Annotated in this window: 16 protein-coding genes and 3 pseudogenes; 18 read left to right on the forward strand and 1 reads right to left on the reverse strand. The window is 69.5% G+C overall.

The genetic code is table 11. The annotated features are described in order from the left end of the window. Positions 1 to 18: 18 nt before the first annotated feature. From QQK35_RS11940 to QQK35_RS11950, 3 genes are all read left to right on the forward strand, one after another. Entirely contained in the window at positions 19 to 1,383 is a 1,365-nt protein-coding gene (locus tag QQK35_RS11940; protein WP_284254364.1) for an ABC transporter substrate-binding protein, read from the forward strand. Positions 1,384 to 1,456: 73 nt separating this feature from the next. After that, the gene (locus QQK35_RS11945; protein ID WP_284254365.1) at positions 1,457 to 2,569 is read left to right on the forward strand and encodes a carbohydrate ABC transporter permease; all 1,113 of its coding nucleotides are present in this window, start codon (positions 1,457 to 1,459) and stop codon (positions 2,567 to 2,569) included. Beyond that, on the forward strand, positions 2,458 to 3,156 hold the full coding sequence (locus QQK35_RS11950; RefSeq protein ID WP_284255691.1) for a carbohydrate ABC transporter permease: 699 nt from the start codon (positions 2,458 to 2,460) through the stop codon (positions 3,154 to 3,156). Before QQK35_RS11945 ends, QQK35_RS11950 begins: the two co-directional genes overlap by 112 nt. 15 nt (positions 3,157 to 3,171) lie before the next feature. Here QQK35_RS11950 and QQK35_RS11955 read toward each other — a convergent pair whose 3' ends face one another. Then, on the reverse strand, positions 3,172 to 4,071 hold the full coding sequence (locus tag QQK35_RS11955) for a TolB family protein (protein ID WP_284254366.1): 900 nt from the start codon (positions 4,069 to 4,071) through the stop codon (positions 3,172 to 3,174). Between the two features lie 575 nt (positions 4,072 to 4,646). On the opposite strand from QQK35_RS11955, the gene QQK35_RS11960 reads away from it, so the two are divergent. From QQK35_RS11960 to QQK35_RS12030, 15 genes and pseudogenes are all read left to right on the forward strand, one after another. Then, on the forward strand, positions 4,647 to 5,435 hold the full coding sequence (locus tag QQK35_RS11960) for a substrate-binding domain-containing protein (protein ID WP_284254367.1): 789 nt from the start codon (positions 4,647 to 4,649) through the stop codon (positions 5,433 to 5,435). A 1-nt stretch (position 5,436) separates the two neighbouring features. Then, positions 5,437 to 6,666 carry an ROK family transcriptional regulator gene (locus QQK35_RS11965; protein WP_284254368.1) on the forward strand — a complete coding sequence of 410 codons (1,230 nt, stop codon included), beginning with the start codon at positions 5,437 to 5,439 and terminating at the stop codon, positions 6,664 to 6,666. 102 nt (positions 6,667 to 6,768) lie between these two features. After that, positions 6,769 to 7,062: pseudogene (locus QQK35_RS11970) on the forward strand (VOC family protein); the annotation flags it as partial. Positions 7,063 to 7,411: 349 nt separating this feature from the next. Next, positions 7,412 to 7,567 (forward strand): hypothetical protein, encoded by a 156-nt coding sequence (locus tag QQK35_RS11975; RefSeq protein WP_284255787.1) that lies wholly within the window; start codon positions 7,412 to 7,414, stop codon positions 7,565 to 7,567. A gap of 83 nt (positions 7,568 to 7,650) precedes the next feature. Then, positions 7,651 to 7,851, forward strand: a pseudogene (locus tag QQK35_RS11980) (aldo/keto reductase); the annotation flags it as partial. A gap of 80 nt (positions 7,852 to 7,931) precedes the next feature. Next, a complete protein-coding gene (locus tag QQK35_RS11985; protein WP_284254369.1) occupies positions 7,932 to 8,543 on the forward strand; it encodes an aldo/keto reductase in 612 nt (203 codons plus the stop codon). Beyond that, complete coding sequence (locus tag QQK35_RS11990; RefSeq protein ID WP_284254370.1) at positions 8,540 to 9,925, forward strand: GH1 family beta-glucosidase; 1,386 nt, start codon at positions 8,540 to 8,542, stop codon at positions 9,923 to 9,925. Before QQK35_RS11985 ends, QQK35_RS11990 begins: the two co-directional genes overlap by 4 nt. Positions 9,926 to 9,989: 64 nt before the next feature. Further along, positions 9,990 to 10,631, forward strand: coding sequence for a response regulator transcription factor (locus QQK35_RS11995; RefSeq protein ID WP_425564965.1), 642 nt, complete (start codon positions 9,990 to 9,992; stop codon positions 10,629 to 10,631). A gap of 371 nt (positions 10,632 to 11,002) precedes the next feature. Then, positions 11,003 to 14,458 (forward strand): annotated as a pseudogene (gene rpoB / locus QQK35_RS12000) (DNA-directed RNA polymerase subunit beta); the annotation flags it as partial. A 53-nt stretch (positions 14,459 to 14,511) separates the two neighbouring features. Continuing rightward, positions 14,512 to 18,396 (forward strand): DNA-directed RNA polymerase subunit beta', encoded by a 3,885-nt coding sequence (locus tag QQK35_RS12005; RefSeq protein WP_284254372.1) that lies wholly within the window; start codon positions 14,512 to 14,514, stop codon positions 18,394 to 18,396. Positions 18,397 to 18,499: 103 nt separating this feature from the next. Beyond that, entirely contained in the window at positions 18,500 to 19,279 is a 780-nt protein-coding gene (locus QQK35_RS12010; protein WP_284254373.1) for a hypothetical protein, read from the forward strand. A gap of 189 nt (positions 19,280 to 19,468) precedes the next feature. Further along, positions 19,469 to 21,139, forward strand: coding sequence for a GspE/PulE family protein (locus QQK35_RS12015; RefSeq protein WP_284255692.1), 1,671 nt, complete (start codon positions 19,469 to 19,471; stop codon positions 21,137 to 21,139). Between the two features lie 336 nt (positions 21,140 to 21,475). Continuing rightward, entirely contained in the window at positions 21,476 to 22,540 is a 1,065-nt protein-coding gene (locus QQK35_RS12020; RefSeq protein ID WP_284254374.1) for a type IV pilus twitching motility protein PilT, read from the forward strand. 246 nt (positions 22,541 to 22,786) lie between these two features. Continuing rightward, a complete protein-coding gene (locus tag QQK35_RS12025) occupies positions 22,787 to 24,016 on the forward strand; it encodes a type II secretion system F family protein (protein ID WP_284254375.1) in 1,230 nt (409 codons plus the stop codon). A gap of 141 nt (positions 24,017 to 24,157) precedes the next feature. Then, positions 24,158 to 24,586, forward strand: a complete 429-nt coding sequence (locus QQK35_RS12030) for a type IV pilin protein (RefSeq protein ID WP_284254376.1) — start codon at positions 24,158 to 24,160, stop codon at positions 24,584 to 24,586. The last annotated feature ends 16 nt before the right edge of the window (positions 24,587 to 24,602 follow it).

Below are 24,602 nucleotides of genomic sequence, written 5' to 3' on the forward strand. Positions count from 1 at the left end.
AACACCTGAGGAGAAACAGTGTCGTTTCGTGCAATCTCGAAGAGGACGGTTCGGACCGCTGCGGCGCTCGCGGTCGCCGGCCTCCTGGCGGCGGGTCTCGCCGCCTGCTCCGGCTCGTCCGGGAGCCAGGGCTCCGCGCAGAAGGGCGACCTCACGTGGTGGGGGTGGACGCCCGATCAGGCGGTCGCCGAGAATGCCATCACCGAGTTCAACAAGAAGTACCCGGACATCCACATCACCTTCAAGAAGATCCAGGACGCGACGTACGCCGCCGCCCTGCGCCCGGCCCTCGCGTCGTCGCACGGGCCGGACGTCTTCAACCTGCTCGTCGGGGGCACCGGCGCGACGGTCAAGACCTACGGTGTCGACGCCGTCGACCTGACGCCGTCGATGAAGAAGCTGCGCGGCGCCGACTGGAAGAACGGCCTCTTCGCCACCGGCGTGAAGGACTTCACGGTCGGCGGCCAGCTGAAGGCGGCGCCGATCGGCAAGGTCGCGGCGGGCATGATGTGGATCAACCTCGACCTGTTCAACCAGTTCGGCCTCAAGCCGCCGAAGACGCTGGACGAGTGGAAGAGCGTCTGCAAGACCTTCCGCGAGCACAACGTGGGCTGCTTCCGTGAGGGCGTCGACCCCGCCGGCTTCGAGCAGGACACCCTGCATACCATCGCCAACAGCGTGCAGCCCGGCTTCTACGAGAAGGCCATCGCCGGCAAGGCGAAGTGGAGCGACCCGGCCATGGTGCAGACGCTGACGATCTGGAAGAACCTGCAGAGCGACGGGATCCTCGATCCGGGCGCGCTGGGGATCCAGCAGTACCCGGACGTCAACAACGCGTTCCTCTCCGGGCAGGTCGCGATGGTGCAGATGGGCACCTGGTACCGCCAGTACACGCGCACCGACACGCTCAAGGCGGCGCTCCAGGGCGCGGGCGTCTCCGACACCAGCAAGATGATCACGATGGTGCCGATCCCGTTCCCGGATGTCGCCGGCAAGGGCCACACGATCGCCGCGTTCAGCGATCCCGACTACGCCCTCGCGGTGAACAAGAAGTCCAAGCACATCGCCGCGGCCGAGACCTTCGCCACCTGGCTGGGCGCGACCAAGGCGGGCCAGCAGGTGATCGCCAACAACCTCGATGAGGACCCGGTGCTGGCCGGCATCACGCCCGACTACGGCAAGGTGCCGCTCGTGAACACGAAGGAGCAGACGCCGTACCTCGACTGGCTGTCGAAGTACACCTCCAACGTGACCGAGGCGCGACTGGCGAACATCTCGGGGACGCTGGACCAGGCGCTGCTCGACTCGGCGAGCACGACGCTCGGCGCGAAGGCGACCCCGGAGCAGGCGGCCCAGACCCTGCAGTCGCAGTCCGGCCAGTGATCGACGAGCGGGCGCGGGCCCCACGCGGGTCCGCGCCCGCTCCGATCGCATCCACGAGGATGGAGCACAGTCGATGACGACCGCGATACCCGCCCGGCGCACACGCCCGGGCCGCAGCGCGGACGGCGCGAGGGCGGTGAACTACGTCTGGCTGCTGCCGGCGTTCGTGGTCTCGGTCGCCGTCATCTACTTCTGCGTCGGCTATACGGCGTGGATCTCGCTGCAGGACTGGGACGGCATCAGCCCCGACCCGATGTTCATCGCGTTCAAGAACTACGCGCGGATGTTCGCCGACCCGGTGTTCTGGGACAGCCTGCAGCACACCGTCATCTTCTTCGTCGTCGCGTTCGTGGCGCAGGCGGTGCTCGGCTTCGTGTTCGCGGTGCTGCTGCACTCGAAGGTGCGGCTCGCGGTGGTCTACAAGGTCATCGTCTTCGTTCCGGTGGTAATCGCCCCGGCGACGATGGCTCCCATCTTCCGGGTCATGTACACGCCGACCGGGCAGTTCAACGACCTGCTCGGCGCCGTCGGCCTCGGCTTCCTCAAGCAGGCGTGGCTCGGGCAGGGGAACACGGCCCTGGCCGTCATCCTGTCGATCGCCGTGTGGAGCGGGACGGGGATCTCCTTCATCCTCTATTACGCGGCGATCGGGCAGCTCGACCCCGAGATGATCGAGGCCGCGCGCCTCGACGGCGCCGGCAACGTGCGCATCCTGTGGAGCGTGATCTGGCCGAACCTGCGGGGCACGACCGTGGCGATCGCGATGCTCACGGCGATCGGCTCGCTCAAGCTGTTCGACATCCCGCAGCTGGTCACGGCCGGCGGACCCAACTACGCGACCGAGTTCCTCGGCACGCTCATCTACCGCCAGAGCGTGCCGCTCAACGCCGTCGGATACGCCTCGGCGCTGTCGATGATGCTGCTGGTGCTCGCCGTGGCGGCCGCGATCATCCTGCGCGCGACCGGCCGCGAGAGGAGCACGACGTGCTTGAGGCCCGGAGCCTGCCCGCGAAGGTCGTGCTGCAGCTGGTCGCCACGATCCTGGTGCTGCCGTTCCTGTACCCGCTCGTGGCGATGGTGCAGGAGTCGCTGGCGGGCACCGGCTGGAACAACTACGCGACCGTGCTGGCGATCCCCGAGCTGCCGGTCTTCTTCCGCAACAGCGCGATCATCGCCGTCTGCGTGATCGTCATCGTCTACGTCTGCACGATGCTCGCGTCGTTCGCCTTCTCGAAGCTCCGGTTCCGCGGCAAGGAGGTGCTGTTCTGGCTCATGCTGGCGGCGCTCACGCTGCCGGAGGTCGTGATCCTCGCCCCGCTGTTCGCGACCGCGAGCGCGCTCGGGATCTACGACACCTTCATCGCCGTGATCCTCCCGCTGGCGGCGCTGCAGATCCCCTTCACGGTGCTGCTGACGCGCAACTTCGTCGACGGCATCCCGAACGACCTGCTCGACGCCGCCCGCGTCGACGGCGCGACGACCTGGAAGACGTTCCGCTACGTGGTGTGGCCGTTGACGGCGCCCATCGGCGCTGCCATTGTCGTGCTCACCCTCATCGGCACCTGGAACGACTACCTGCTCCCCCTGGTGTTCCTCCAGGATCCGGGGCTGCAGACGGTGACGCTCGTGCCGACCTTCTTCGTGGGGGAGTTCAACAACGACCAGACGAAGGTCGTCGCGGCCGCGGTGGTCACCGCGATCCCGGAGATCGTCGCCTACCTCCTGCTGCAGCGCCTGTTCGAGCGCGGCCTCTCGGCGGGTGCGCTCAAGTAGCGCCGGCGGCCCGGGTCAGTGGTACTCGTAGCTCACGAACGCCAGGCGGCGGCTGTCGGGCGACCACGACGGGACGTTGATGGTGCCCTGGCCGCCGAAGAGCTCGGCGAGCACGCGCGACGAGCCGTCCGTCAGGTCGACCAGCTGCAGCGTCACCTCGTGATCGCGCGGGTGGCCGACGACGTCGGCCGCGTAGGCCAGGTGCACCAGCCAGCGACCGTCGGGGGAGATGTGCGGGAACCAGTCGGCGGTCGCGGTCTCGAGCACGCGCTCCACGTCGCCGCCCTCCGCGGGGATCCGGTGGATCTGCATGCGACCGGTGCGATCGGAGTTGAAGTAGATCCAGCGGCCGTCGGGCGAGTAGTCGGGGCCGTCGTCCAGCCCGGTCGCGGTCGTCAGCCGGCGCTCCTCGCCGCCGTCGGCCGGGATCGTGAACACGCCCCAGACCCCGTCGCGTCGCGCCGTGTAGGCCAGGATGGCGCCGTCGGGCGACCAGCCGTGCCAGAACGACGGCGCCTGGGTCGTGACGCGCTGCGGCACACCGCCCGCCAGCGGGAGGATCGAGATGGCCGACTCGCCCTCGCTCTGATCGCTGATGGCCAGCTGTGTGCCGTCCGGCGAGAGTCCGTGGTCGTTGTTGCACTGCACGGCGGTCCCGGTGTCGATGCGCTCCTCGTCGCCGCCGGCCGCGGCGACCGCGAAGATCCGGCCCTCCCCGTTGAAGACCAGGCGGTCGTCGGCGGTCCAGTTCGGCGCCTCGATCCAGCGGTCGACGACGTGGACGGCGCGCCGGTCGGTCGACGCGATGTCGACGGTCTCGAGGCTGCTCCAGAGCGTGCCGGTCGAGGGGTCGGGGCCCCGAGCTCGACATCCGAGAACACCGCGGCCTCGGCGACGCCCGGGTCGTGCGAGCACACGGCGAGCCCGACGTAGTACGCGCCGTCCAGCCGCAGCCGGACGGAGCCGCCGGAGGGTCGCCCGTCGACGAGCGCCGTGACGACGTCGCCGCGGCGCGTGATCCCGATGCGGCGCGGCGCGACGGCCGAGGACTGCACCTCGCGGGTCACGGCGCCGGTCGTGGGGCGGTACTGCAGGCTCGTGAGGCCGTCGCCGTGCAGGGCGATGTCCGCGTAGGCGGCCCCCGGCTCCAGGCTCGCGCGGATCACGAGGCACGCCTTGCGGTGCGGATCGGCGCCCGCCTCGGGGAACGCGATGGTCGCGGCGAGCGCGATGTCGCCCTCGACCCGCTTCCACACGAAGTGGAACTCGTCGCGCTCGAACCACATGTTGGTGCCGCTCCCGGTCACCCGGTAGCCGCCGTCCTGCTCCTGCACGGAGCCGGGGATCGCCACCGGTCCCACGTCGGTCGCGTCGTCGAAGATGCCGGGGGAGATCGTACTGGTCACAAGGACAGACTAGGACATACTTACTTTTCGGCTGTAATGAGGGCACGGTCCGTCTCGCGCGGGGTGCCTCACTATGGTGAGCAGATGAACGGTGTCGGGCTCGTGCTCGTCGGCGACGTCCTGGCCGCCGATCCGGTGATCTCGGCGCTCGTGCACTCCCTCGGCGAGGCGGTGAGCGAGGCCGGCCTGCCGTTCCTCGCGAGGGTCGTGGATGACGCCGACTCCGAACTGGACGTCTACCACGCCTGGCACGCCTCGGGTGCTCCGGATGCCGTGGTCGTGATCCCGGCGGAAGCCGACGACGCGCGCGTCGCACTGCTGACGCGGCTGCGGATCCCCGTCGTCGCGCTCACCCACGAGGAGCACCTGCCGGGCGTCTCGGCCGTCGTGCTGGACGACGACGCCGCGGCCGACGAACTGGCGGCCTTCCTCGACCGGCGCGGCTATCGCGACGTGCTGTACGCCCCCGACGGAGCGGGCGCCTCCGACGCCTCCGACCTGCGCGACTCCGCCTTCGCCCGGCTCGGCGGCCGGGTCAGGGCGCTCGACGATGCGACACCGCAGGCGGTCGCCCGCGCCGTCGCGGAGGCCGTGGCGCCGGCGGCCGTGGTCGCCGCGGACGCGACCGCGGCGGTCGCGATCATCGCCGCCATCCGCGAGACGGGGCGATCCGTCCCGGGGGACGCCGGCGTGCTGTCCTGGAACGACTCCCTGCTCTGCCGCACGAGCGACCCGACCATCACCGCGCTCGATCGCCGCGCGACCGAGATCGGCCGCCTGCTCGGCGAGTGCGTGCTGCGCGTCACGGCCGGCGGCGAGCTCGGGCGTCTCCCGGCGCCCCGCGCCGGCGTCGCGGCCAGGGAGAGTGCGTGAGGTGGCCCAGGTGAGCGTGGTGAAGCAGATCGGCCCGTCGTCCGAGAAGACGCGGGGAGCCATCCTCGACCTCATCCGCTCGAGCGGCACGGTGAGCCGCAACGAGCTCGTGGAGCTGTCGGGGCTCACCGGCGCCTCGATCACGCGGATCGTCAAGGCGCTCATCGAGGCGGGGCTCGTGATCGAGACGGGCTACGGCGACTCGACGGGCGGCAAGCGACCGACCCTGCTCGAGCTCAACCCGCGTTCCCGGTACGCCGTGGGCCTATCGCTCGACGACGCCCACCTCACCTACGCCGTCACCGACCTCGGCGGCCGGCTCGTCGGCCGCCTCGTCACGCGCGGGACCGGCCAGGAGGCGCCCGGCGCCGTCATCGAACGGGTCGCCGGCGAGCTCGAGCTGCTGCTCGCGGGGCTCCAGATCGACCGCGCGAGCGTCGTGGGGATCGGCGTGGCGGGGGCGGGGCTCGACATCCGCAGCCGTGCGGAGCGGGCGTCGTTGAACGCCGAGGAGTGGGAGAACTTCGCGGTGCGCGACGCGCTCGCCGCCTCGTCGGGTCTGCCCGTGGTCCGCGAGAACGACGCGGCGTGCGCGGCGATCGGGCAGTTCTGGGTCGGGCGCCTGTCGGCGAGCCAGGACTTCGCGACCCTCTACATGGCGACCGGATTCGGCTGCGGCATCGTCGAGCACGGCTCGCTCGCGCGCGGTGCCTCCTCGAACGTCGGCGAGATCGGCCACATGGTGCTCGAGGTCGACGGGCCGCCGTGCTGGTGCGGGTCGCGCGGCTGCCTCGAGATGCTCGCCGCGCCGCGTCGCGTGATCTCCGACGCCATGGCGGTGGAGGGTCTGGCCGCCGAGCTGGGCCTGTCGGGGGCCGAGGCCGACGTGCGGCACGACTTCTCCGCCGTCGGCCGCGCGGCGGCGCAGGGTCACACCGCCTGCGTCGCGCTCATCGAGGGCTCGGCCCGCTACGTCGCCCAGGCGACGCTCTCGGTCGTCAACCTCCTCGACCTCGATCGGGTGTACCTGGCGGGGCCGGGATTCGCCGAGGCCGGCCCCATCTACCTGCGCGTCATCCGCGACGCGGTGGGCGGGCTGGCGCGCGTCCGCGACATCCACCGGGTCGAGGTCGTGCTCTCGGATCCGGCGCGCGACGCGGCGGCGGTCGGGGCCGCGTCCCTCGCCCTGCAGCAGTCGCTCACGCCGCACGCGCGGGTCGGCCGGAGTTAGCCGTCGATCATGCCACGTGATTTGCCGCGGCGGCCACTAACTATCATAATGTAAGAAAGAGCGCCCCATCGCGGCACTCCTCCGACGGCGAAGGGCGAGCCCGTGTCCATCCGATCCGTCCTGCTGAACGTCGCCGACGTCCCGCGCGCGGTCGACTTCTACACCCGCTTCCTCGCCGCGGTCCCGGTCGGGGAGGTCTCCGAGCACGGTGCCGACCTCGACCTCGTGACGGCGACGATCCGCCTCCGGCGCGTGGATCGGGCGGCCCCGTCGTCGTGGATCGCCGACGATCTGCACGCCGGGTTCCGTCACGTCGGGTTCAAGGTCGCCGCTCTCGACCCGATCGTCGCCGCGCTTCACGAGGCGGGGGTGCGGTTCCATCTCGAGCCCCTCGAGGCCGAGGGCGGGGTGCGTCTGACCTTCTTCTACGACCCCGACGGCACCCTGCTCGAGCTGGTCGAGGGGCCGCTGCAGTACCACGAGGTGCTCGATCGGGAGGCCGTCGAGAGCGACTGGGCGCTCGGCACCCCGAGCGCCCGCGCCTCGACCACGTCGCGGAGACCGTCGCGGATCTCGATCGCACGGTCGCCTACTACGCCCCGCTCGGCTGGCGGCACATGTCGGGCATCCACCAGCCGTCGGACGCGCGCGGATTCGAGATCGCCTTCCTGCGCTCCGGCGACACCTCCTCGAGATCTTCACCTTCGACCGCGCCGAGCTGGTGCCGGCGACGCCGCGCGTCGACGTGTCCGGGTCCGATGGGCCCGGGTTCGACGCGCCCGGGTTCGTCGCCGTCGAGCTCGATCCGGCGCCGCCCGCCGGAGCCGGCGACGTCACCCTCGATCGCTGGCGGGTCGGCACCGACCCGGACGGGCTGGCGCACGCGACGGCGCTTCCGTGAGGGGGCGCCTCGACGATCGCCCGCTGGGCTCGACCGGCCTCACCCTCTCCTCGGTGACGCTCGGAGGGGGACCGCTCGGCAGCATGCCGGAGGTCTTCGGCTACGAGGTCGACGAGGAGCAGGCCGTCGAGCTGGTCGGCGCCGTGCTGCGCAGCGACATCCGGGCGATCGACACCGCCAACGGATACTCGGCGGGGCGCAGCGAGCAGCGCATCGGCGCCGCCCTCTCCCGCTTCGGCCTGCCAGACGACACGGTCGTCATCACCAAGGTCGACGCCGACGGCCGCGACTACTCGGGCGACCGCGTGCGGGCGTCGCTGCGGGAGAGCATCGAGCGGCTCGGCATCGGGGCTCCGCTCCCCTCGTGCACCTGCACGATCCCGAGTTCCACGACTTCGCCGAGCTCACGGCACCGGGCGGCGCTGTCGACGCGCTCGTCGAGGCGCGCGAGCGCGGGCTGGTGTCGCATCTCGGCCTCGCCGGAGGGCGGGTGCAGGAGATGCGTCGTTACCTCGAGCTCGGCGTGTTCGAGGTGCTGCTCGTGCACAACCGCTGGACGCTCGTCGACCGCAGCGCCGGCGACCTCATCGACGAGGCCCTCGCCCGCGGGATGGGGGTGGTCAACGCGGCGGTCTACGGCGGCGGCATCCTCGCCGCCCCGCCCGGCGCCGTGACCGACTACGGCTACCGGCCGGCCCCGGAGGCGGTGCTCGCCGCGATCGACGAGATGCGGCGGGCGTGCGCCCGCTGGGCGACCGACCTGCGCACCGCCGCGCTGCGCTTCTCCACTCGCGACCCGCGGCTGGCCTCCACCGTGGTCGGCCTCAGCAAGCCGGAGCGCGTGGAACCCGCGATCGCCGCCGCGAGCGCCGACCTGCCCGACGAGCTGTGGCGCGAGCTCGAGGAGCTCGTGCCGCCGCGCTCGAGCTGGCTCGACTTCCGCGACGACCCGCTCGCACCCTCGAAGGAGACATGATGCGCCGCGACGACCTTCCCGCCGACTTCGTGTGGGGGACGGCCACGGCCGCCTACCAGGTGGAGGGCGCCGTCCACGAGGGCGGACGCGGCGTGAGCATCTGGGACACGTTCGCGCGCCGTCCGGGGGCGATCGCCGACGGCACGACGGGCGACGTGGCCGACGATCACTTCCACCGGTACCGCGACGACGTGGCGCTCATGCGCGACCTGGGTGTGAACGCGTACCGGTTCTCGATCGCCTGGCCGCGCATCCAGCCCGACGGCACGGGGCGCGCCCTGACCGCCGGCCTCGACTTCTACCGGCACCTCGCCGAGACCCTGCACGAGGCGGGCGTCACGCCGTGGGCGACCCTCTACCACTGGGACCTGCCGCAGGCGCTGGAGGACCGCGACGGCTGGATGAACAGGGACACCGCCGACCGCTTCGCCGACTACGCCGACCAGGTCACCACCGCCCTCGGCGACGTGATCGACGACTGGATCACGCTCAACGAGCCGTGGTGCTCGTCCTTCCTCAGCTACGCGGGAGGGCTGCACGCCCCCGGCCGGCACGAGGGCACGGGCGCGGCGCGGGCCGCCCACCACCTGCTGCTCGGGCACGGGCGGGCGCTCGCCGCGATCCGGTCGGCGCGCCCCGGCGCGCGGGTCGGCATCACGCTCAACCTGTACTCGGTGGTGCCGGCGAGCGACGGCGAGGCGGACCGGGACGCGGCCCGCCGGATCGACGGCCTCTCGAACCGGTTCTTCCTCGACCCCGTGCTGCGCGGCGCCTACCCCGAGGATGTGCTGGACGATCTCGGGCAGCGGGAGTGGTTCTACGAGAACGCCGGGGCAGGCGACCTGGCGGAGATCTCGCGCCCGATCGACTTCCTCGGCGTCAACTACTACAGCCGGCACACCACGGCGGCCGGCGAGCCGGACCCGGGCCCGAGCTCGAACCCGGGCAGCGAGTTCGTCCGGATGGTCGACACCGGCGCCGCGCGCACCCAGATAGGGTGGGAGATCCACCCCGACGGGCTCGTCGACGTGCTGCGGATGGCGGCCGAGCGCGCCCCCGGCCTGCCGCTGTACGTGACCGAGAACGGCTCCGCGTTGCCCGACGAGGTCGCACCGGACGGCACGGTCGACGATCCGGAGCGCACCGCCTATCTGCAGGCGCACCTCGAGGCCTGCCACGAGGCGGTCGCCGAGGGGCTGCCGTTGCGGGGCTACTTCGTGTGGTCGCTCATCGACAACTGGGAGTGGGCGTACGGCTTCAGCCGCCGCTTCGGCATCGTCCATGTGGACTATCCGACGCAGCGTCGCATCCCGAAGACCAGTGCGCGATGGCTCGCCCGCCTGCTGGGCGGGGCTCTCGACGCGCGATCCGAGGGCTCGTAGCTCATCAGGGGCTTCCATGTCCCCGCGCCGGAACGAGAGGGCTACCGTTTCCGGCATGAGCAGCATGATCCGCGTGCTCGTCGCCGACGACCAGGCGATCGTGCGCGACGGCCTGGTCACGCTGCTGGGCGTGCTCCCGGATGTCGAGGTCGTCGCCGAGGCGGCCGACGGCGCCGAGGCGGTGCGGCTCGCCGACGCGACCACGCCGGACGTCGTGCTCATGGACCTGCGGATGCCCGTGCTCGACGGCGCCGGCGCGACCGCGCGGATCAAGGCTGCGCATCCGGGGATCGCCGTCGTCGTGCTCACGACGTTCGCCGACGACGCGTCGATCGCCGGCGCGCTCGGGGCGGGGGCGCGTGGCTACCTCACGAAGGACGCCGGTCGCGACGAGCTCGCCGCCGCCGTGCGGTCGGCCGCCGCGGGGCAGTCGACGTTCGCGCCCGAGGTGGGCGAACGGCTGGTCGCGGGGTTCTCCGCCGCGCCGGCCGGCGCCGTGCCCGTGGCCGAGCGCTTTCCGCAGCTCACGCGACGCGAGGCCGAGGTGCTCGAGCTCATCGCCGCCGGCCGCAGCAACGCCGAGATCGCTCGGCAGCTCTTCCTGAGCGTCGCGACGGTGAAATCGCATGTGAACGCGATCTTCGCGAAGCTCCCCGCGCGCGACCGCGGCCAGGCGATCGCCCTCGCCCTCGGCTCCGCGGGTTGAGGAGCGCGCCGCGACGCGGCACGCGTCTCGAAACCCGGGACATCACGGCGGGGTGTCGAGACGCGTCGTCCTGCCGGGCGGCGCTCCTCAACCCACGACGAGCACGCTTATAGCGCTGATCCGGAATCAAGTCAAGGAATAGCTGGACACGGCGCGCCGTTATCGCCTAAGCTTGATCCTTGCGCTCCCACCTTCTCCGTGCCGTCATATTGCGGTCGGCTCACGCGCGAAGAAACCCTCCCGAGAATAGCGGCGGGACGGTGTCTGAACGGGGGCGTCTCTCACCTGCCCACACACGAGAGGCCGTCGAGCCTCACGGAGGTTGCATTTCCCTTGGCTGCTGCGCGCTCCGCATCCAGTAAGAACGCCCCCAGAACGGCCGCACCGCATCGCGGCTCTCGTTCGCGAAGATCGCCGACACGCTCACGGTCCCCGACCTGCTGGCGCTGCAGACCGACAGTTTCGACTGGCTGGTCGGCAACGACGCCTGGAAGGCGCGTGTCGCGGCGGCTCAGGAGGCCGGTGACACCGGCGTGAACGAGACCACCGGGCTCGACGAGATCTTCGAGGAGATCTCCCCGATCGAGGACCTCAGCGAGACCATGCAGCTGAGCTTCTCCAACCCCGAGCTCGAGGAGCCCAAGTACTCCATCGACGAGTGCAAGGAGCGCGGCAAGACCTACGCCGCACCGCTCTACGTCAACGCCGAGTTCATGAACCACATGACGGGCGAGATCAAGACCCAGACGGTCTTCATGGGCGACTTCCCGCTCATGACCGACAAGGGCACCTTCATCATCAACGGCACCGAGCGCGTCGTCGTCTCGCAGCTGGTCCGCTCGCCGGGCGTGTACTTCGAGCGCACGATGGAGAAGACCTCCGACAAGGACGTCTACTCGGCCCGCATCATCCCGAGCCGCGGCGCCTGGCTCGAGTTCGAGATCGACAAGCGCGACCAGGTGGGCGTGCGCATCGACCGCAAGCGCAAGCAATCGGTCACGGTGTTCCTCAAGGCCCTCGGCCTCACGTCCGAGGAGATCCTCGAGCGCTTCGCCGGCTACGAGTCGATCGCCTCGACGCTCGAGAAGGACCCGATCCTCACCAAGGAGGACGCGCTCCGCGACATCTACCGGAAGCTCCGTCCGGGCGAGCAGGTGGCCGCCGAGGCCGCCCGCGCGCTGCTCGACAACTTCTACTTCAACCCGAAGCGCTACGACCTGGCGAAGGTGGGTCGCTACAAGATCAACCGCAAGCTGGGCCTCGACGCGCCGCTCAAGGACTCGGTGCTGACGATCGACGACATCGTCGCGACCATCAAGTACCTCGTCGCGCTGCACGCCGAGCAGGCCACGCTCCCGGGCATCCGCGACGGCAAGCCGGTCGAGCTGCGTCTCGACGTGGACGACATCGACCACTTCGGCAACCGCCGCATCCGCGCGGTCGGCGAGCTCATCCAGAACCAGGTGCGCACCGGCCTGAGCCGCATGGAGCGCGTGGTGCGCGAGCGCATGACCACGCAGGACATCGAGGCGATCACCCCGCAGACCCTGATCAACGTGCGACCCGTCGTCGCCGCGATCAAGGAGTTCTTCGGCACCTCGCAGCTGTCGCAGTTCATGGACCAGAACAACCCGCTCGCGGGTCTGACCAACAAGCGCCGCCTCTCGGCTCTCGGCCCCGGTGGCCTGAGCCGCGAGCGCGCCGGCGTCGAGGTCCGTGACGTGCACCCGAGCCACTACGGCCGCATGTGCCCGATCGAGACCCCCGAGGGCCCGAACATCGGCCTCATCGGCGCGCTCGCGTCGTTCGCCCGGGTGAACTCGTTCGGGTTCATCGAGACCCCGTACCGCCGGGTCGAGAAGGGCAAGGTCACCGACAAGATCGACTACCTGACCGCCTCCGAGGAGGACGAGCACATCGTCGCCCAGGCGAACGCGCCGCTGACCAGCGACAAGAAGTTCTCCGAGGACCGCGTGCTCGCCCGCAGCAAGGGCGGCGAGGTCGACCTGTTCCACCGCGAGGACGTCGACTACATGGACGTCTCCCCGCGCCAGATGGTGTCGGTCGCGACCTCGCTCATCCCGTTCCTCGAGCACGACGACGCGAACCGCGCGCTCATGGGCGCGAACATGCAGCGCCAGGCCGTGCCGCTGCTGCGTTCCGAGTCGCCGCTGGTCGGCACCGGTATGGAGGGCTACGCCGCCATCGACGCGCGTGACGTCGTCATCGCCGAGAAGCCCGGTGTCGTCTCCGAGGTCAGTGCTGATGTCGTCTCGGTGACCCTCGACGAAGGTGGCACGCAGGAGTACTTCCTGCGCAAGTTCGAGCGCAGCAACCAGGGCACGTCGTACAACAACCGCGTGATCGTGGATGCCGGCGACCGGATCGAGACCGGTCAGGTCATCGCCGACGGGCCCGCCACCGACCAGGGCGAGCTCGCGCTCGGCAAGAACCTGCTCGTGGCGTTCATGCCCTGGGAGGGTCACAACTTCGAGGACGCGATCATCCTCAGCCAGAACCTGGTGAAGGACGACGTCCTCTCCTCGATCCACATCGAGGAGTACGAGGTCGACGCCCGCGACACCAAGCTCGGCAAGGAGGAGATCACCCGCGACCTGCCGAACGTGAGCCCCGACCTGCTGGCCGACCTCGACGAGCGCGGCATCATCCGCATCGGCGCCGAGGTCGCCCCCGGCGACATCCTCGTCGGCAAGGTCACGCCGAAGGGCGAGACCGAGCTGAGCGCCGAGGAGCGCCTGCTCCGCGCGATCTTCAACGAGAAGAGCCGCGAGGTCCGTGACACCTCCCTCAAGGTGCCCCACGGCGAGGAGGGCACGATCATCGGCGTCAAGGTGTTCGACTCAGCAGAAGGCGACGACGAGCTCGGCTCGGGCGTCAACCAGCGCGTGGTCGTCTACATCGCCCAGAAGCGCAAGATCACCGAGGGCGACAAGCTCGCCGGACGCCACGGCAACAAGGGCGTCATCTCGAAGATCCTGCCGGTCGAGGACATGCCGTTCCTGGCGGACGGCACCCCGGTCGACATCGTGCTCAACCCGCTCGGCATCCCCGGCCGCATGAACTTCGGCCAGGTGCTCGAGACGCACCTCGGCTGGGTGGCCAAGCAGGGCTGGGAGGTCGAGGGCAACCCCGACTGGGCGAAGCAGCTGCCGAAGGAGGCCCACGCGGCCGAGCCCGGCACGAAGGTCGCCACTCCGGTCTTCGACGGTGCGCGCGAGGAGGAGATCGAGGGGCTGCTCGACTCGACCCGCCCGAACCGCGACGGCGAGCGCCTCATCGGCAGCTCCGGCAAGACCCAGCTGTTCGACGGCCGCTCCGGCGAGCCGTTCCCGGCTCCGGTCTCGGTGGGCTACATGTACATCCTCAAGCTGCACCACCTCGTGGACGACAAGATCCACGCCCGCAGCACCGGCCCGTACTCGATGATCACGCAGCAGCCGCTGGGTGGGAAGGCGCAGTTCGGCGGCCAGCGCTTCGGCGAGATGGAGGTGTGGGCCCTCGAGGCCTATGGAGCCGCGTACGCGCTCCAGGAGCTGCTCACCATCAAGTCGGACGACATCCTCGGCCGCGTGAAGGTGTACGAGGCGATCGTCAAGGGCGAGAACATCCAGGAGCCCGGCATCCCGGAGTCGTTCAAGGTGCTCATGAAGGAGATGCAGTCGCTGTGCCTGAACGTCGAGGTGCTCGGCGCCGACGGCCAGCCGATCAGCCTGAAGGACACGGACGACGAGGTCTTCCGTGCCGCGGAGGAGCTCGGCATCAACATCTCCAGCCGCTTCGAGACGTCGTCGATCGACGACATCTGATCACCGGCACTCACAACGTCACTGACTGAATCCAGCGAAAGAGAACACGACACGTGATCAGTGCAACCAGCTTCGATCAGCTCAAGATCGGACTCGCGACCAGTGCGGACATCCGCGCGTGGTCGTACGGCGAGGTCAAGAAGCCGGAGACCATCAACTACCGCACGCTGAAGCCCGAGAAGGACGGTCTGTTCGGCGAGCAGATCTTCGGGCCCTCCCGCGACTGGGAGTGCTCGTGCGGCAAGTACAAGCGCGTGCGCTTCAAGGGCATCGTCTGCGAGCGCTGCGGCGTCGAGGTCACCAAGTCCTCGGTGCGCCGTGAGCGCATGGGCCACATCGAGCTCGCCGCCCCGGTGACGCACATCTGGTACTTCAAGGGTGTGCCGAGCCGCCTCGGCTACCTGCTCGACATGGCGCCGAAGGACCTCGAGAAGGTCATCTACTTCGCCGCCTACATGGTGATCTCGGTCGACGAGGAGGCGCGCCATGCGGACATGCCGGGCCTCGAGAACGAGCTCCGCCTCGAGATCTCGCAGCTCGAGCAGCAGCGCGACAGCCAGATCGCGACGCGTCTGCAGACGCTCGAGACCGACCTCGCGGCGCTCGAGGAGGAGGGCGCCAAGAGCGACCAGAAGCGCAAGGTCAAGGACGGCGCCGAGAAGGAGATGTCGCAGATCCGCAAGTCGTACGACGAGCAGATCGCGCAGCTCGAGCGGGTGTGGGACGACTTCCGCAGCCTGAAGGTCGGCGAGCTGAAGCCCGAGGACTCGGTATTCCACGAGCTCCAGGACCGCTTCGGCCTGTACTTCGAGGCGCACATGGGCGCGGAGGCGATCCAGCGTCGCCTGCAGGCGTTCGACCTCGAGGCCGAGTCGCAGGATCTGCTCGACCAGGTCGCCAACGGCAAGGGCCAGAAGAAGATCCGCGCGATCAAGCGCCTGCGCGTCGTCAACTCGTTCCTCGCGACCGGCAACTCGCCGGCCGCCATGGTGCTGGATGTCGTGCCGGTGATCCCGCCGGAGCTGCGCCCGATGGTGCAGCTCGACGGCGGCCGCTTCGCGACGTCCGACCTGAACGACCTGTACCGCCGCGTGATCAACCGCAACAACCGTCTGCGTCGTCTGCTCGACCTCGGGGCTCCCGAGATCATCGTCAACAACGAGAAGCGGATGCTGCAGGAGGCCGTCGACGCGCTGTTCGACAACGGCCGCCGCGGCCGTCCGGTGACGGGCACGGGCAACCGCGCGCTCAAGAGCCTGAGCGACATGCTCAAGGGCAAGCAGGGCCGGTTCCGCCAGAACCTGCTCGGCAAGCGCGTGGACTACTCCGGCCGCTCGGTCATCATCGTCGGACCGCAGCTCAAGCTGCACCAGTGCGGTCTGCCGAAGCAGATGGCGCTCGAGCTGTTCAAGCCGTTCGTGATCAAGCGCCTCATCGACCTGTCGCACGCGCAGAACATCAAGTCCGCCAAGCGGATGGTGGAGCGCTCGCGCCCGCAGGTGTGGGACGTGCTCGAGGAGATCATCCGTGAGCGTCCGGTTCTGCTGAACCGCGCGCCCACGCTGCACCGCCTCGGCATCCAGGCGTTTGAGCCGCAGCTCGTGGAGGGCAAGGCGATCCAGCTGCACCCGCTCGTCTGCGCCGCGTTCAACGCGGACTTCGACGGCGACCAGATGGCCGTCCACCTGCCGCTGAGCGTGGAGGCGCAGGCCGAGGCCCGCATCCTCATGCTCGCGTCGAACAACATCCTGAAGCCGTCGGACGGCCGCCCGGTGACCCTGCCCTCGCAGGACATGATCATCGGTCTGCACCACCTGACGACCCTCAAGGACGGCGCCACCGGCGAAGGCCGCGCGTTCTCGTCCGTCGCCGAGGCGATCCTCGCGAAGGACCAGGGCTCGCTCGATCTCAACGCGAAGATCCGTCTGCGCATCGAGAACCTGCACCTGAGCGAGGAGGACGCCGCCGAGCGCGACGGCTTCGAGCAGGGTTCGACCGCGCGCGTGGAGACGACCCTCGGCCGCGCCCTCTTCAACGAGGCGCTGCCGGAGGACTACCCCTACGTGGAGGCGCTGGCCGACAAGGGCCAGATCTCGGCGATCGTCAACGACCTCGCCGAGCGCTATCCGAAGGTGGAGGTCGCCGCGACGCTCGACCGGATCAAGGACGCGGGTTTCTACTGGGCCACGCGTTCCGGCGTCACGGTCGCGCTGAGCGACATCGTCACCCCGGAGAGCAAGCCGAAGATCATCGCCGCGTACGAGAAGCGCGCGACGAAGGTCCAGGACGAGTACGACAAGGGACTCATCGACGACGCCTCGCGTCGCCAGGAGCTCATCGACATCTGGACCGAGGCGACCAACGAGGTCGCGAAGGCGATGCAGGACGCGTACCAGCCGGACAACAACATCTACCGGATGGTGTCGTCGGGCGCCCGAGGCAACTGGCTGCAGGTGCGCAACATCTCCGGCATCCGAGGCCTGGTGGCGAACCCGAAGGGCGAGACGATCCCGCGCCCGATCATCTCCTCGTACCGCGAGGGGCTGTCGGTGGCGGAGTACTTCATCGCCACGCACGGTGCCCGCAAGGGCCTCGCCGACACCGCTCTGCGCACCGCGGACTCCGGGTACCTCACCCGGCGCCTCGTGGACGTGTCGCAGGACGTGATCATCCGCGAGGACGACTGCGGCACCACGCGCGGTCTCGAGATCCGCATCGCCGACATGATCGACGGCAAGCTCGTCCGCGACGAGAACGTCGAGAACTCGGTGTTCGCGCGCTCGCTGGCCGAGGACGCGGTGGATGCCAAGGGCAGGGTCATCGCCGAGGCGGGCTCCGACGTGGGCGACGTGCTCATCGACCAGCTCATCACGGCCGGTGTCGAGACCATCAAGGTGCGCTCGGTGCTGACCTGCGAGTCGGCGGTCGGCGTCTGCGCCGCCTGCTACGGACGCTCGCTCGCGACCGGCAAGCTCGTCGACATCGGCGAGGCGGTCGGCATCATCGCCGCCCAGTCGATCGGCGAGCCCGGCACCCAGCTGACGATGCGCACGTTCCACCAGGGCGGCACCGCCGGCGCGGACGACATCACCCAGGGTCTGCCGCGTGTCACGGAGCTGTTCGAGGCCCGCACCCCGAAGGGCGCGTCGCCGATCGCCGAGGCGGCCGGTCGCGTCACGATCGAGGACACGGAGCGGCAGCGCCGCATCATCCTCACGCCCGACAACGGCGACGAGGTGCACGCGTACCCGGTGCTCAAGCGCGCCACCCTCCTCATCGAGGACGGGCAGCACGTCGAGCTCGGCCAGCAGTTCGTGGTCGGCAACCTCGACCCGAAGGAGGTGCTGCGCGTCAAGGGCATCCGCGCCGTGCAGCAGCACCTGGTCGACGGCGTGCAGGGCGTGTACCGCTCGCAGGGCGTGCCGATCCACGACAAGCACATCGAGGTCATCGTGCGTCAGATGATGCGCAAGGTGACCGTCGTGGAGCACGCCGACACCGAGCTGCTGCCGGGTGAGCTCGTGGACCGTTCGCGGTACAACGAGATCAACCGCGCCGCGCTCGCCGAGGGCAAGAAGACCGCGTCGGCCCGCCAGGAGGTCATGGGCATCACCAAGGCATCCCTGGCGACCGAGTCGTGGCTGTCGGCCGCGTCTTTCCAGGAGACGACCCGCGTGCTCACGCAGGCCGCCATGGAGGGCAAGTCCGACCCGCTGATGGGGCTCAAGGAGAACGTCATCATCGGTCAGCTGATCCCGGCAGGCACGGGCCTCAGCAAGTACCGGAGCGTCTCCGTGGAGGCGACCGAGGAGGCGAAGGCGGAGCGCTACCCGAACCGCATCTTCTCCGACGACTCGGTGTTCAACGAGTCCGACCTGAGCTTCGTCGACTTCGACAGCTTCTCGACGGACGACTTCACCCCGGGCACGTACAACTGATCCCACCACCCGAAGGGCCCCGCCATCACGGCGGGGCCCTTCGTCTATACCCCTCGGCGGCCCCGTCGATAGAGTGAGCCCCGACCTCCGAAGGAGTCCGCCCATGAGCGAAGACAAGCCCGTCCGCGACGAGGGTGTCCCCTCCGATGCCGCGGCCCCCGACGTCGAGGCCGTGCCGGCGGGTGCCGAGCCGGTGCCGGTGACCGACGATCCGGCGGCCGTGCCCGTCGCGCCGTCGGCGGAGGGGCCCGCGGAGCCCGAAACACCCGAGGCCGAAGCGCCCGGGGCCGCCGCACCCGCCCCTGCCTCCACCCACCAGGTGGTCTACGTCGAGACCGCACCGCCGCCGCGCAAGCGCGGCAACCGGGTCATCGGCGTGCTGCTGGCCGTCCTCGGCGCCGTCGTGTTCGCCGCGGTCTACGCGGTGGTCGCGGCGCTCATCTACTTCCTCGGCGGCGACGCGTTCTTCGGCGACCGGTTCGGCACGTTCGTGAGCAGCGCGCTGTTCTGGGCGCCGATCCTCGTGTTCGTGCTCGCGTTCATCCTCGAGGTCGTCATCGTCAACCGAGCGGGCTGGGCGGCGCACGTCTTCGGCAGCCTGCTGCTCGCGTTCGTGGTCTACTTCGCGAGCATCGGGCTGCTGCTGCTGGTCGGCAACGTCTTCACGCACCAGAACCTCGCGTTCTCGGCCGTGGCGCTCGTACCGCAGGTCATCGCCGCGGCCGTGATCGCGCGCGAGGTGGCCATCTGGTTCGGCCTGGCGATCGCCGCGCGCGGCCGGAGGGTGCGGGCGCGCAACACCCAGACACGCGAGCAGTACGACCGCGAGCTCGCCGAGAAGCGCGCCCAGTACGAGAACCGGCCCGCCGAGCGGGTCGAGTAGCGGCGCGGCGGCGTATCGAGGGCGCGCGCCCGCGCGTGCGGCCCGACCCCCGATCACGGGACTATCCCGGCGGGGAGCCCCCTCTTAGCCTGAGTGCACCGGGGGTGTCTCGCGTACGCACGCGTGGTCCCCGGTGTTCTCGCGGATCGGGGGTACGCGGGGACCGTGGCATCCACCGAGGGGGTGGTGATGTCCTCCCTGTCGGAGATCCTCGTCATCCGCGGCCACATGCCGATCACGAGCCTCGACGCGCTCTCGGGCGACCCCGTCGAAGACGAGGCGTTCGTGCGCGACCTCGTGCTCGGCGGGATCGTCACCGAGAGCCAGGTGGCGACCGCCCGTGCCGCGCAGCTCGGCCTGCCGTTCGTCGACCTGACCGAGTTCCCGGTCGATCAGGCGTGCGTGGCGCTCGTGCCGGGCGCCCTGCTGCGCCGGCACGAGGTGCTGCCCATCGCGCGCGACGGCGACCGTCTCATGCTCGCGATGGCCGAGCCGCGCGACGTGCTCGCGCTCGACGACGTGCGCGCCGCCGTGCGCATGCAGGTGGCGCCGGTGGTGGCCGAGCGCAGCGACCTGCTCGCGGCGATCGGGCGTTTCGTGCGGTCCGACGGCGAGCTCAGCGAGCTGACCACGGCCATGGTCGAGGAGAGCGGGTCCGGCGGCGGCGACCTGGTGCCCGTCACCGAGCCGACCGAGGACGACGCCCCGATCGTGCGGTTCGTCAACCTGCTCATCAGCCAGGCGATCTCGGACCACGCGTCCGACATCCACATCGAGCCGGCCGAACGCGACATGCACGTGCGGTACCGCATCGACGGGGTGCTGCACGAGATGCAGCGCGCGCCCAAGAACATCCAGAACGGCGTCATCTCGCGGCTCAAGATCATGAGCGACATCGACATCGCCGAGCGCCGCAAGCCGCAGGACGGCCGCATGTCGGTCATCCACGGCGGCCGTCAGATCGACCTCCGCGTCGCGACCCTGCCGACGGTGTACGGCGAGAAGGTCGTCATGCGCATCCTCGACAACGCGTCGACCGGCCTCGGCATGGATCAGCTGCACCTGCTGGAGCGCAACGCGGAGGTCTACCGCGCGTCGTACACGAAGCCCTACGGCATGATCCTCGTCACGGGACCGACCGGGTCGGGCAAGTCGACGACGCTCTACACGACCCTGCACGCGGTCGCGCGCCCCGAGATCAACGTCATCACCGTCGAGGACCCGGTCGAGTACCGGATGGACGGCATCAACCAGGTGCAGGTCAACCCGAAGGCGGGCCTGACCTTCGCGAGCGCGCTGCGCAGCATCCTGCGCTCGGATCCGGATGTCGTGCTGCTGGGCGAGATCCGCGACCACGAGACCGCGCAGATCGCCATCGAGGCGGCCCTCACCGGTCACCTCGTGCTCTCGACCCTGCACACCAACGACGCGCCGAGCGCCGTCACCCGCCTCATCGAGATGGACATCGAGCCGTTCCTGGTGGGTTCCGCACTCGACTGCGTGGTCGCCCAGCGACTCGCACGGCGGCTGTGCGACCGCTGCAAGCAGGCGTACCAGCACCCGCTGGAGGAGCTCGTGGCGCTGCGTCTGATGGCCGGGCACGAGACGGTGGTCCCGACCCTCTACAAGCCCATCGGCTGCACCTCCTGCTCCAACACGGGGTACCGAGGCCGGATCGCATTGCACGAGGTCATGCCGGTCTCGGAGGACATCGAGCGGCTCGCGGTCGCCCGCGCGTCGAGCGCCGAGATCGGGCGCGCCGCGGTCGCTCAGGGCATGTCGACCCTGCGTGACGACGGCTGGGCGAAGGCGCAGCTGGGTCTGACATCCATCGAGGAGATCCTGCGAGTGGTCGCGTGAGTCCGAGTCATGCCGCCGTTCCCGAGGGAGGAACCGTGAACAAGCCGGCCTATGAGATCCCGGTCACCGATCCGGCGCAGCCGCCGTTCGGAGCACCGGGCGCCGCGGGAGCCATGCCGCCCACGCGCGGCGAGCTCCCCCTGAGCTGCCGGGACCGGCGGTGGACTACTCGCAGCTGCCGCCCCCGCGGTCACGCCGGTCGAGCAGCCGTCGGTCCCGGCGTCTTCTGCGACGCCGGCCCCGGCACCGGCTCCCTCCGGGATCCCGGGCCTGATCCCGGCTCCCGGCGACCCGCTGCTGTCGACCCCGGTGTACTCGCTCGATGCTGAACCTTCCGTGCTGAGCGCACCCGCGGCATCCGTGGCCACCCCGGTTCCGCAGGGCACGAGCATCCCGGGCCTCACGCCGGCGCCGCTCGAGTCCCTGCTCACGATGCCGGAGTACGAGCCGCTGCCGCCGCTGCGCCTCGTGAAGGAGAAGGAGTCACGTCGCGCCGTCTTCATGGACGACGAGTACACGCAGGCGGCCCGCGGGAAGGCGGATGCCGATCTCCTGGCCGCGCTCGAGACGGTCGTCAACGAGGGGGCATCCGACCTCCACGTGTCGATCGGCGCGCCACCCATGATCCGTGTCGACGGCGGCCTCCGCGCCATCGACGAGACCGACGTCTGGGATCGGGAGCGCGTCGCCGCGGCGCTCTACAGCCTGCTGAGCGACGAGCAGGCGCTGAAGTTCGACGAGGAGCTCGAGCTGGACTTCGCGTTCACGCTGTCCGAGAGCTCACGCTTCCGCGTCAACTACTTCCTGCAGCGCGGCGCCATCGGCGCGGCGTTCCGTCTCATCCCGGTCGAGATCAAACAGCTGGACGAGCTGGGCGTTCCGGAGGTCGTGGCGGAGTTCGCCAAGCTCCCGCGCGGCCTCGTGCTCGTGACCGGCCCGACCGGTTCCGGCAAGTCGACGACCCTCGCCGCCCTCGTCGATCTGGTGAACCAGACCCGATCCGACCACATCGTCACGGTCGAGGACCCGATCGAGTTCATGCATCAGAACAAGCGCTCGCTGATCAACCAGCGCGAGGTCGGCAACGACACCCACAGCTTCGGCAACGCGCTCAAGCACGTGCTGCGCCAGGACCCGGACGTGATCCTGATCGGCGAGCTCCGCGACCTGGAGACCATCTCGGTGGCCCTGACCGCCGCCGAGACCGGCCACCTCGTGTTCGCGACCCTGCACACCCAGGATGCCGGATCCACGATCGACCGCGTCATCGACGTCTTCCCCCGCATCAGCAGGGGCAGGTGCGCACGCAGCTCGCGTCGACCCTGCAGGGCGTCGTCTGTCAGACGCTCGTCAAGCGGGCGGGCGGTGTCGGCCGCGCGGTGGCGACGGAGGTCATGGTGACGACACCCGCGATCGCGAACCTCATCCGCGAGGGCAAGACGTACCAGGTGCGCTCTTCCCTGCAGGCCGGGCGCCAGAACGGCATGCACACGATGGACCAGCACCTGGCGGAGCTCGTGAACGGCGGCCTGATCACGTACGGCGCGGCGCTGGAGAAGGTGCACGACGTCGAGGACTTCAAACGTCTGGTGCACCGCACCGGCGACAACGATCCGACGGCCGGCTTCGGCCAGCTGGGGGCTTCTGATGTCGAATCTGCTCACCTACGCCTACAAGGGGCGCGACGGCGCCGGCAAGCTCGTCAAGGGCAAGGTGGAGGCGCCGAGCGAGGCCGCGGTCGTCACGCGTTTGCGCACGATGTCGATCTCGCCGATCGAGGTGTCGACCTTCACCGGCGGCAGCGGTCTCCAGATGGACCTCAACATCTCCTTCCTCGAGAAGAAGGTCAAGCTCAAGGACCTCGCCGTCATGAGCCGGCAGATGTCGACGATGGTCGGCGCCGGCCTGTCGCTGCTGCGCTCGCTCACCATCCTCAGCGAGCAGACCGAGAACAAGAAGCTCGCCCGCGCTCTCACGTCGGTGCGCGGGCTCGTCGAGACCGGATCCTCGCTCTCCGACGCCCTCGCGCGGCAGGGACGGATCTTCCCGCCGATCATGATCCATCTCGTGCGGGCCGGTGAGGTGGGCGGGTTCCTCGACCAGTCGCTCGACTCGATCGCGGAGACATTTGAGAAGGATGTCAAGCTGCGCCAGACCATCAAGTCGGCGATGACCTATCCGGTCGTCGTGCTCGTGATGGCGCTGCTGTCAGTGGTCGGAATGGTGACGTTCATCGTTCCCATCTTCGAGAACATGTTCAAGAGCCTCGGTGGCCAGCTGCCGCTGCCGACACAGATCCTCGTGACGATCTCGCACAACATGATCTGGATCGGACCGGTGCTGGCCGTCGGCATCATCGCGTTCACCTGGTGGTGGAACCGGCACAAGCACGACGAGAAGGTCCGTGCTCGGGTCGATCCCTGGCGGCTCAAGGTACCGGTGTTCGGGATGCTGTTCCGCAAGGTCGCCATCGCCCGGTTCGCGCGCAACTTCAGCACCATGACGCACTCGGGTGTGCCGATTCTGCAGGCGCTCTCCATCGTCGGCGACACCTCGGGCAACTGGGTCATCGAGAACGCACTGCGCAAGGTGCAGGACTCGGTGCGCTCCGGCCGCACGATCGCGGCGCCGCTGGCCGAGGAGCCGGTGTTCCCGTCGATGGTTACCCAGATGATCGCCGTCGGCGAGGACTCGGGCTCGCTCGAGCAGATGCTGGGCAAGATCGCGGACTTCTACGACGAGGAGGTGCAGACCACGACCGAGCAGCTCACCTCGCTCATCGAGCCGCTCATGATCGCCGTGATCGGCACGGTCATCGGCGGCATGATCGTCGCGCTCTACATGCCGATCTTCACGATCTACAACAACGTCCACTGACCCTGCAACTGGGGGCGTGTCACAACCGGATTGCCCCCGTTCGCGGGATTCACAACTTCATTTCCACAACTGAATATTCACTTGGGGGTCATTTTTGGGGGCCACCCGTCCAACACACGTCTTACGACAAAGGATGGGAAATTGATTACTGCAATCCACAACTCGCTGCGCACCAAGCGTGAGCGTCTCGAGGACAACGAGGGCGGCTTCACGCTCATCGAGCTCCTCGTCGTCGTTCTGATCATCGGCATCCTCGCCGCGATCGCCATCCCGGTCTTCCTCGGCCAGCAGGACCAGGCCAAGGACTCCGCTGCGAAGTCCGATCTCGCGAACGCCAAGGTCGCCTATGTCAGCTTCCTGGTCGACACTCCGGCCGGCACGACCGCCATCGCCGATCTAGAGACGCAGGCGTACGGATTCGTCCCGACCGCCGGTGTCACGGTCACGATCGCGAAGGGCGATGGCCCGGACTTCTGCATCGACGCGACCAGCGCCAGCTCGGGCAAGAAGCCCTTCCACATCACCAACAGCGGTGGCGTCCAGGACGGCACCTGCGCGGCAACACCGTAACCCGCTGATCGTGAGT

Source organism: Pseudolysinimonas kribbensis (genome assembly GCF_030161895.1).
Taxonomy (GTDB): Bacteria; Actinomycetota; Actinomycetes; order Actinomycetales; family Microbacteriaceae; genus Pseudolysinimonas; species Pseudolysinimonas kribbensis.

Excerpts from the sequence above, each read along its gene's own strand:
- QQK35_RS12015 (WP_284255692.1), top strand. The coding sequence starts at position 19,469 with ATGTCCTCCCTGTCGGAGATCCTCGTCATCCGCGGCCACATGCCGATC.
- QQK35_RS11995 (WP_425564965.1), top strand. The coding sequence starts at position 9,990 with ATGATCCGCGTGCTCGTCGCCGACGACCAGGCGATCGTGCGCGACGGC.
- QQK35_RS11990 (WP_284254370.1), top strand. The coding sequence starts at position 8,540 with ATGATGCGCCGCGACGACCTTCCCGCCGACTTCGTGTGGGGGACGGCC.
- QQK35_RS12025 (WP_284254375.1), top strand. The coding sequence starts at position 22,787 with ATGTCGAATCTGCTCACCTACGCCTACAAGGGGCGCGACGGCGCCGGC.
- QQK35_RS11945 (WP_284254365.1), top strand. The coding sequence starts at position 1,457 with ATGACGACCGCGATACCCGCCCGGCGCACACGCCCGGGCCGCAGCGCG.
- QQK35_RS11950 (WP_284255691.1), top strand. The coding sequence starts at position 2,458 with ATGGTGCAGGAGTCGCTGGCGGGCACCGGCTGGAACAACTACGCGACC.
- QQK35_RS12010 (WP_284254373.1), top strand. The coding sequence starts at position 18,500 with ATGAGCGAAGACAAGCCCGTCCGCGACGAGGGTGTCCCCTCCGATGCC.
- QQK35_RS11960 (WP_284254367.1), top strand. The coding sequence starts at position 4,647 with ATGAACGGTGTCGGGCTCGTGCTCGTCGGCGACGTCCTGGCCGCCGAT.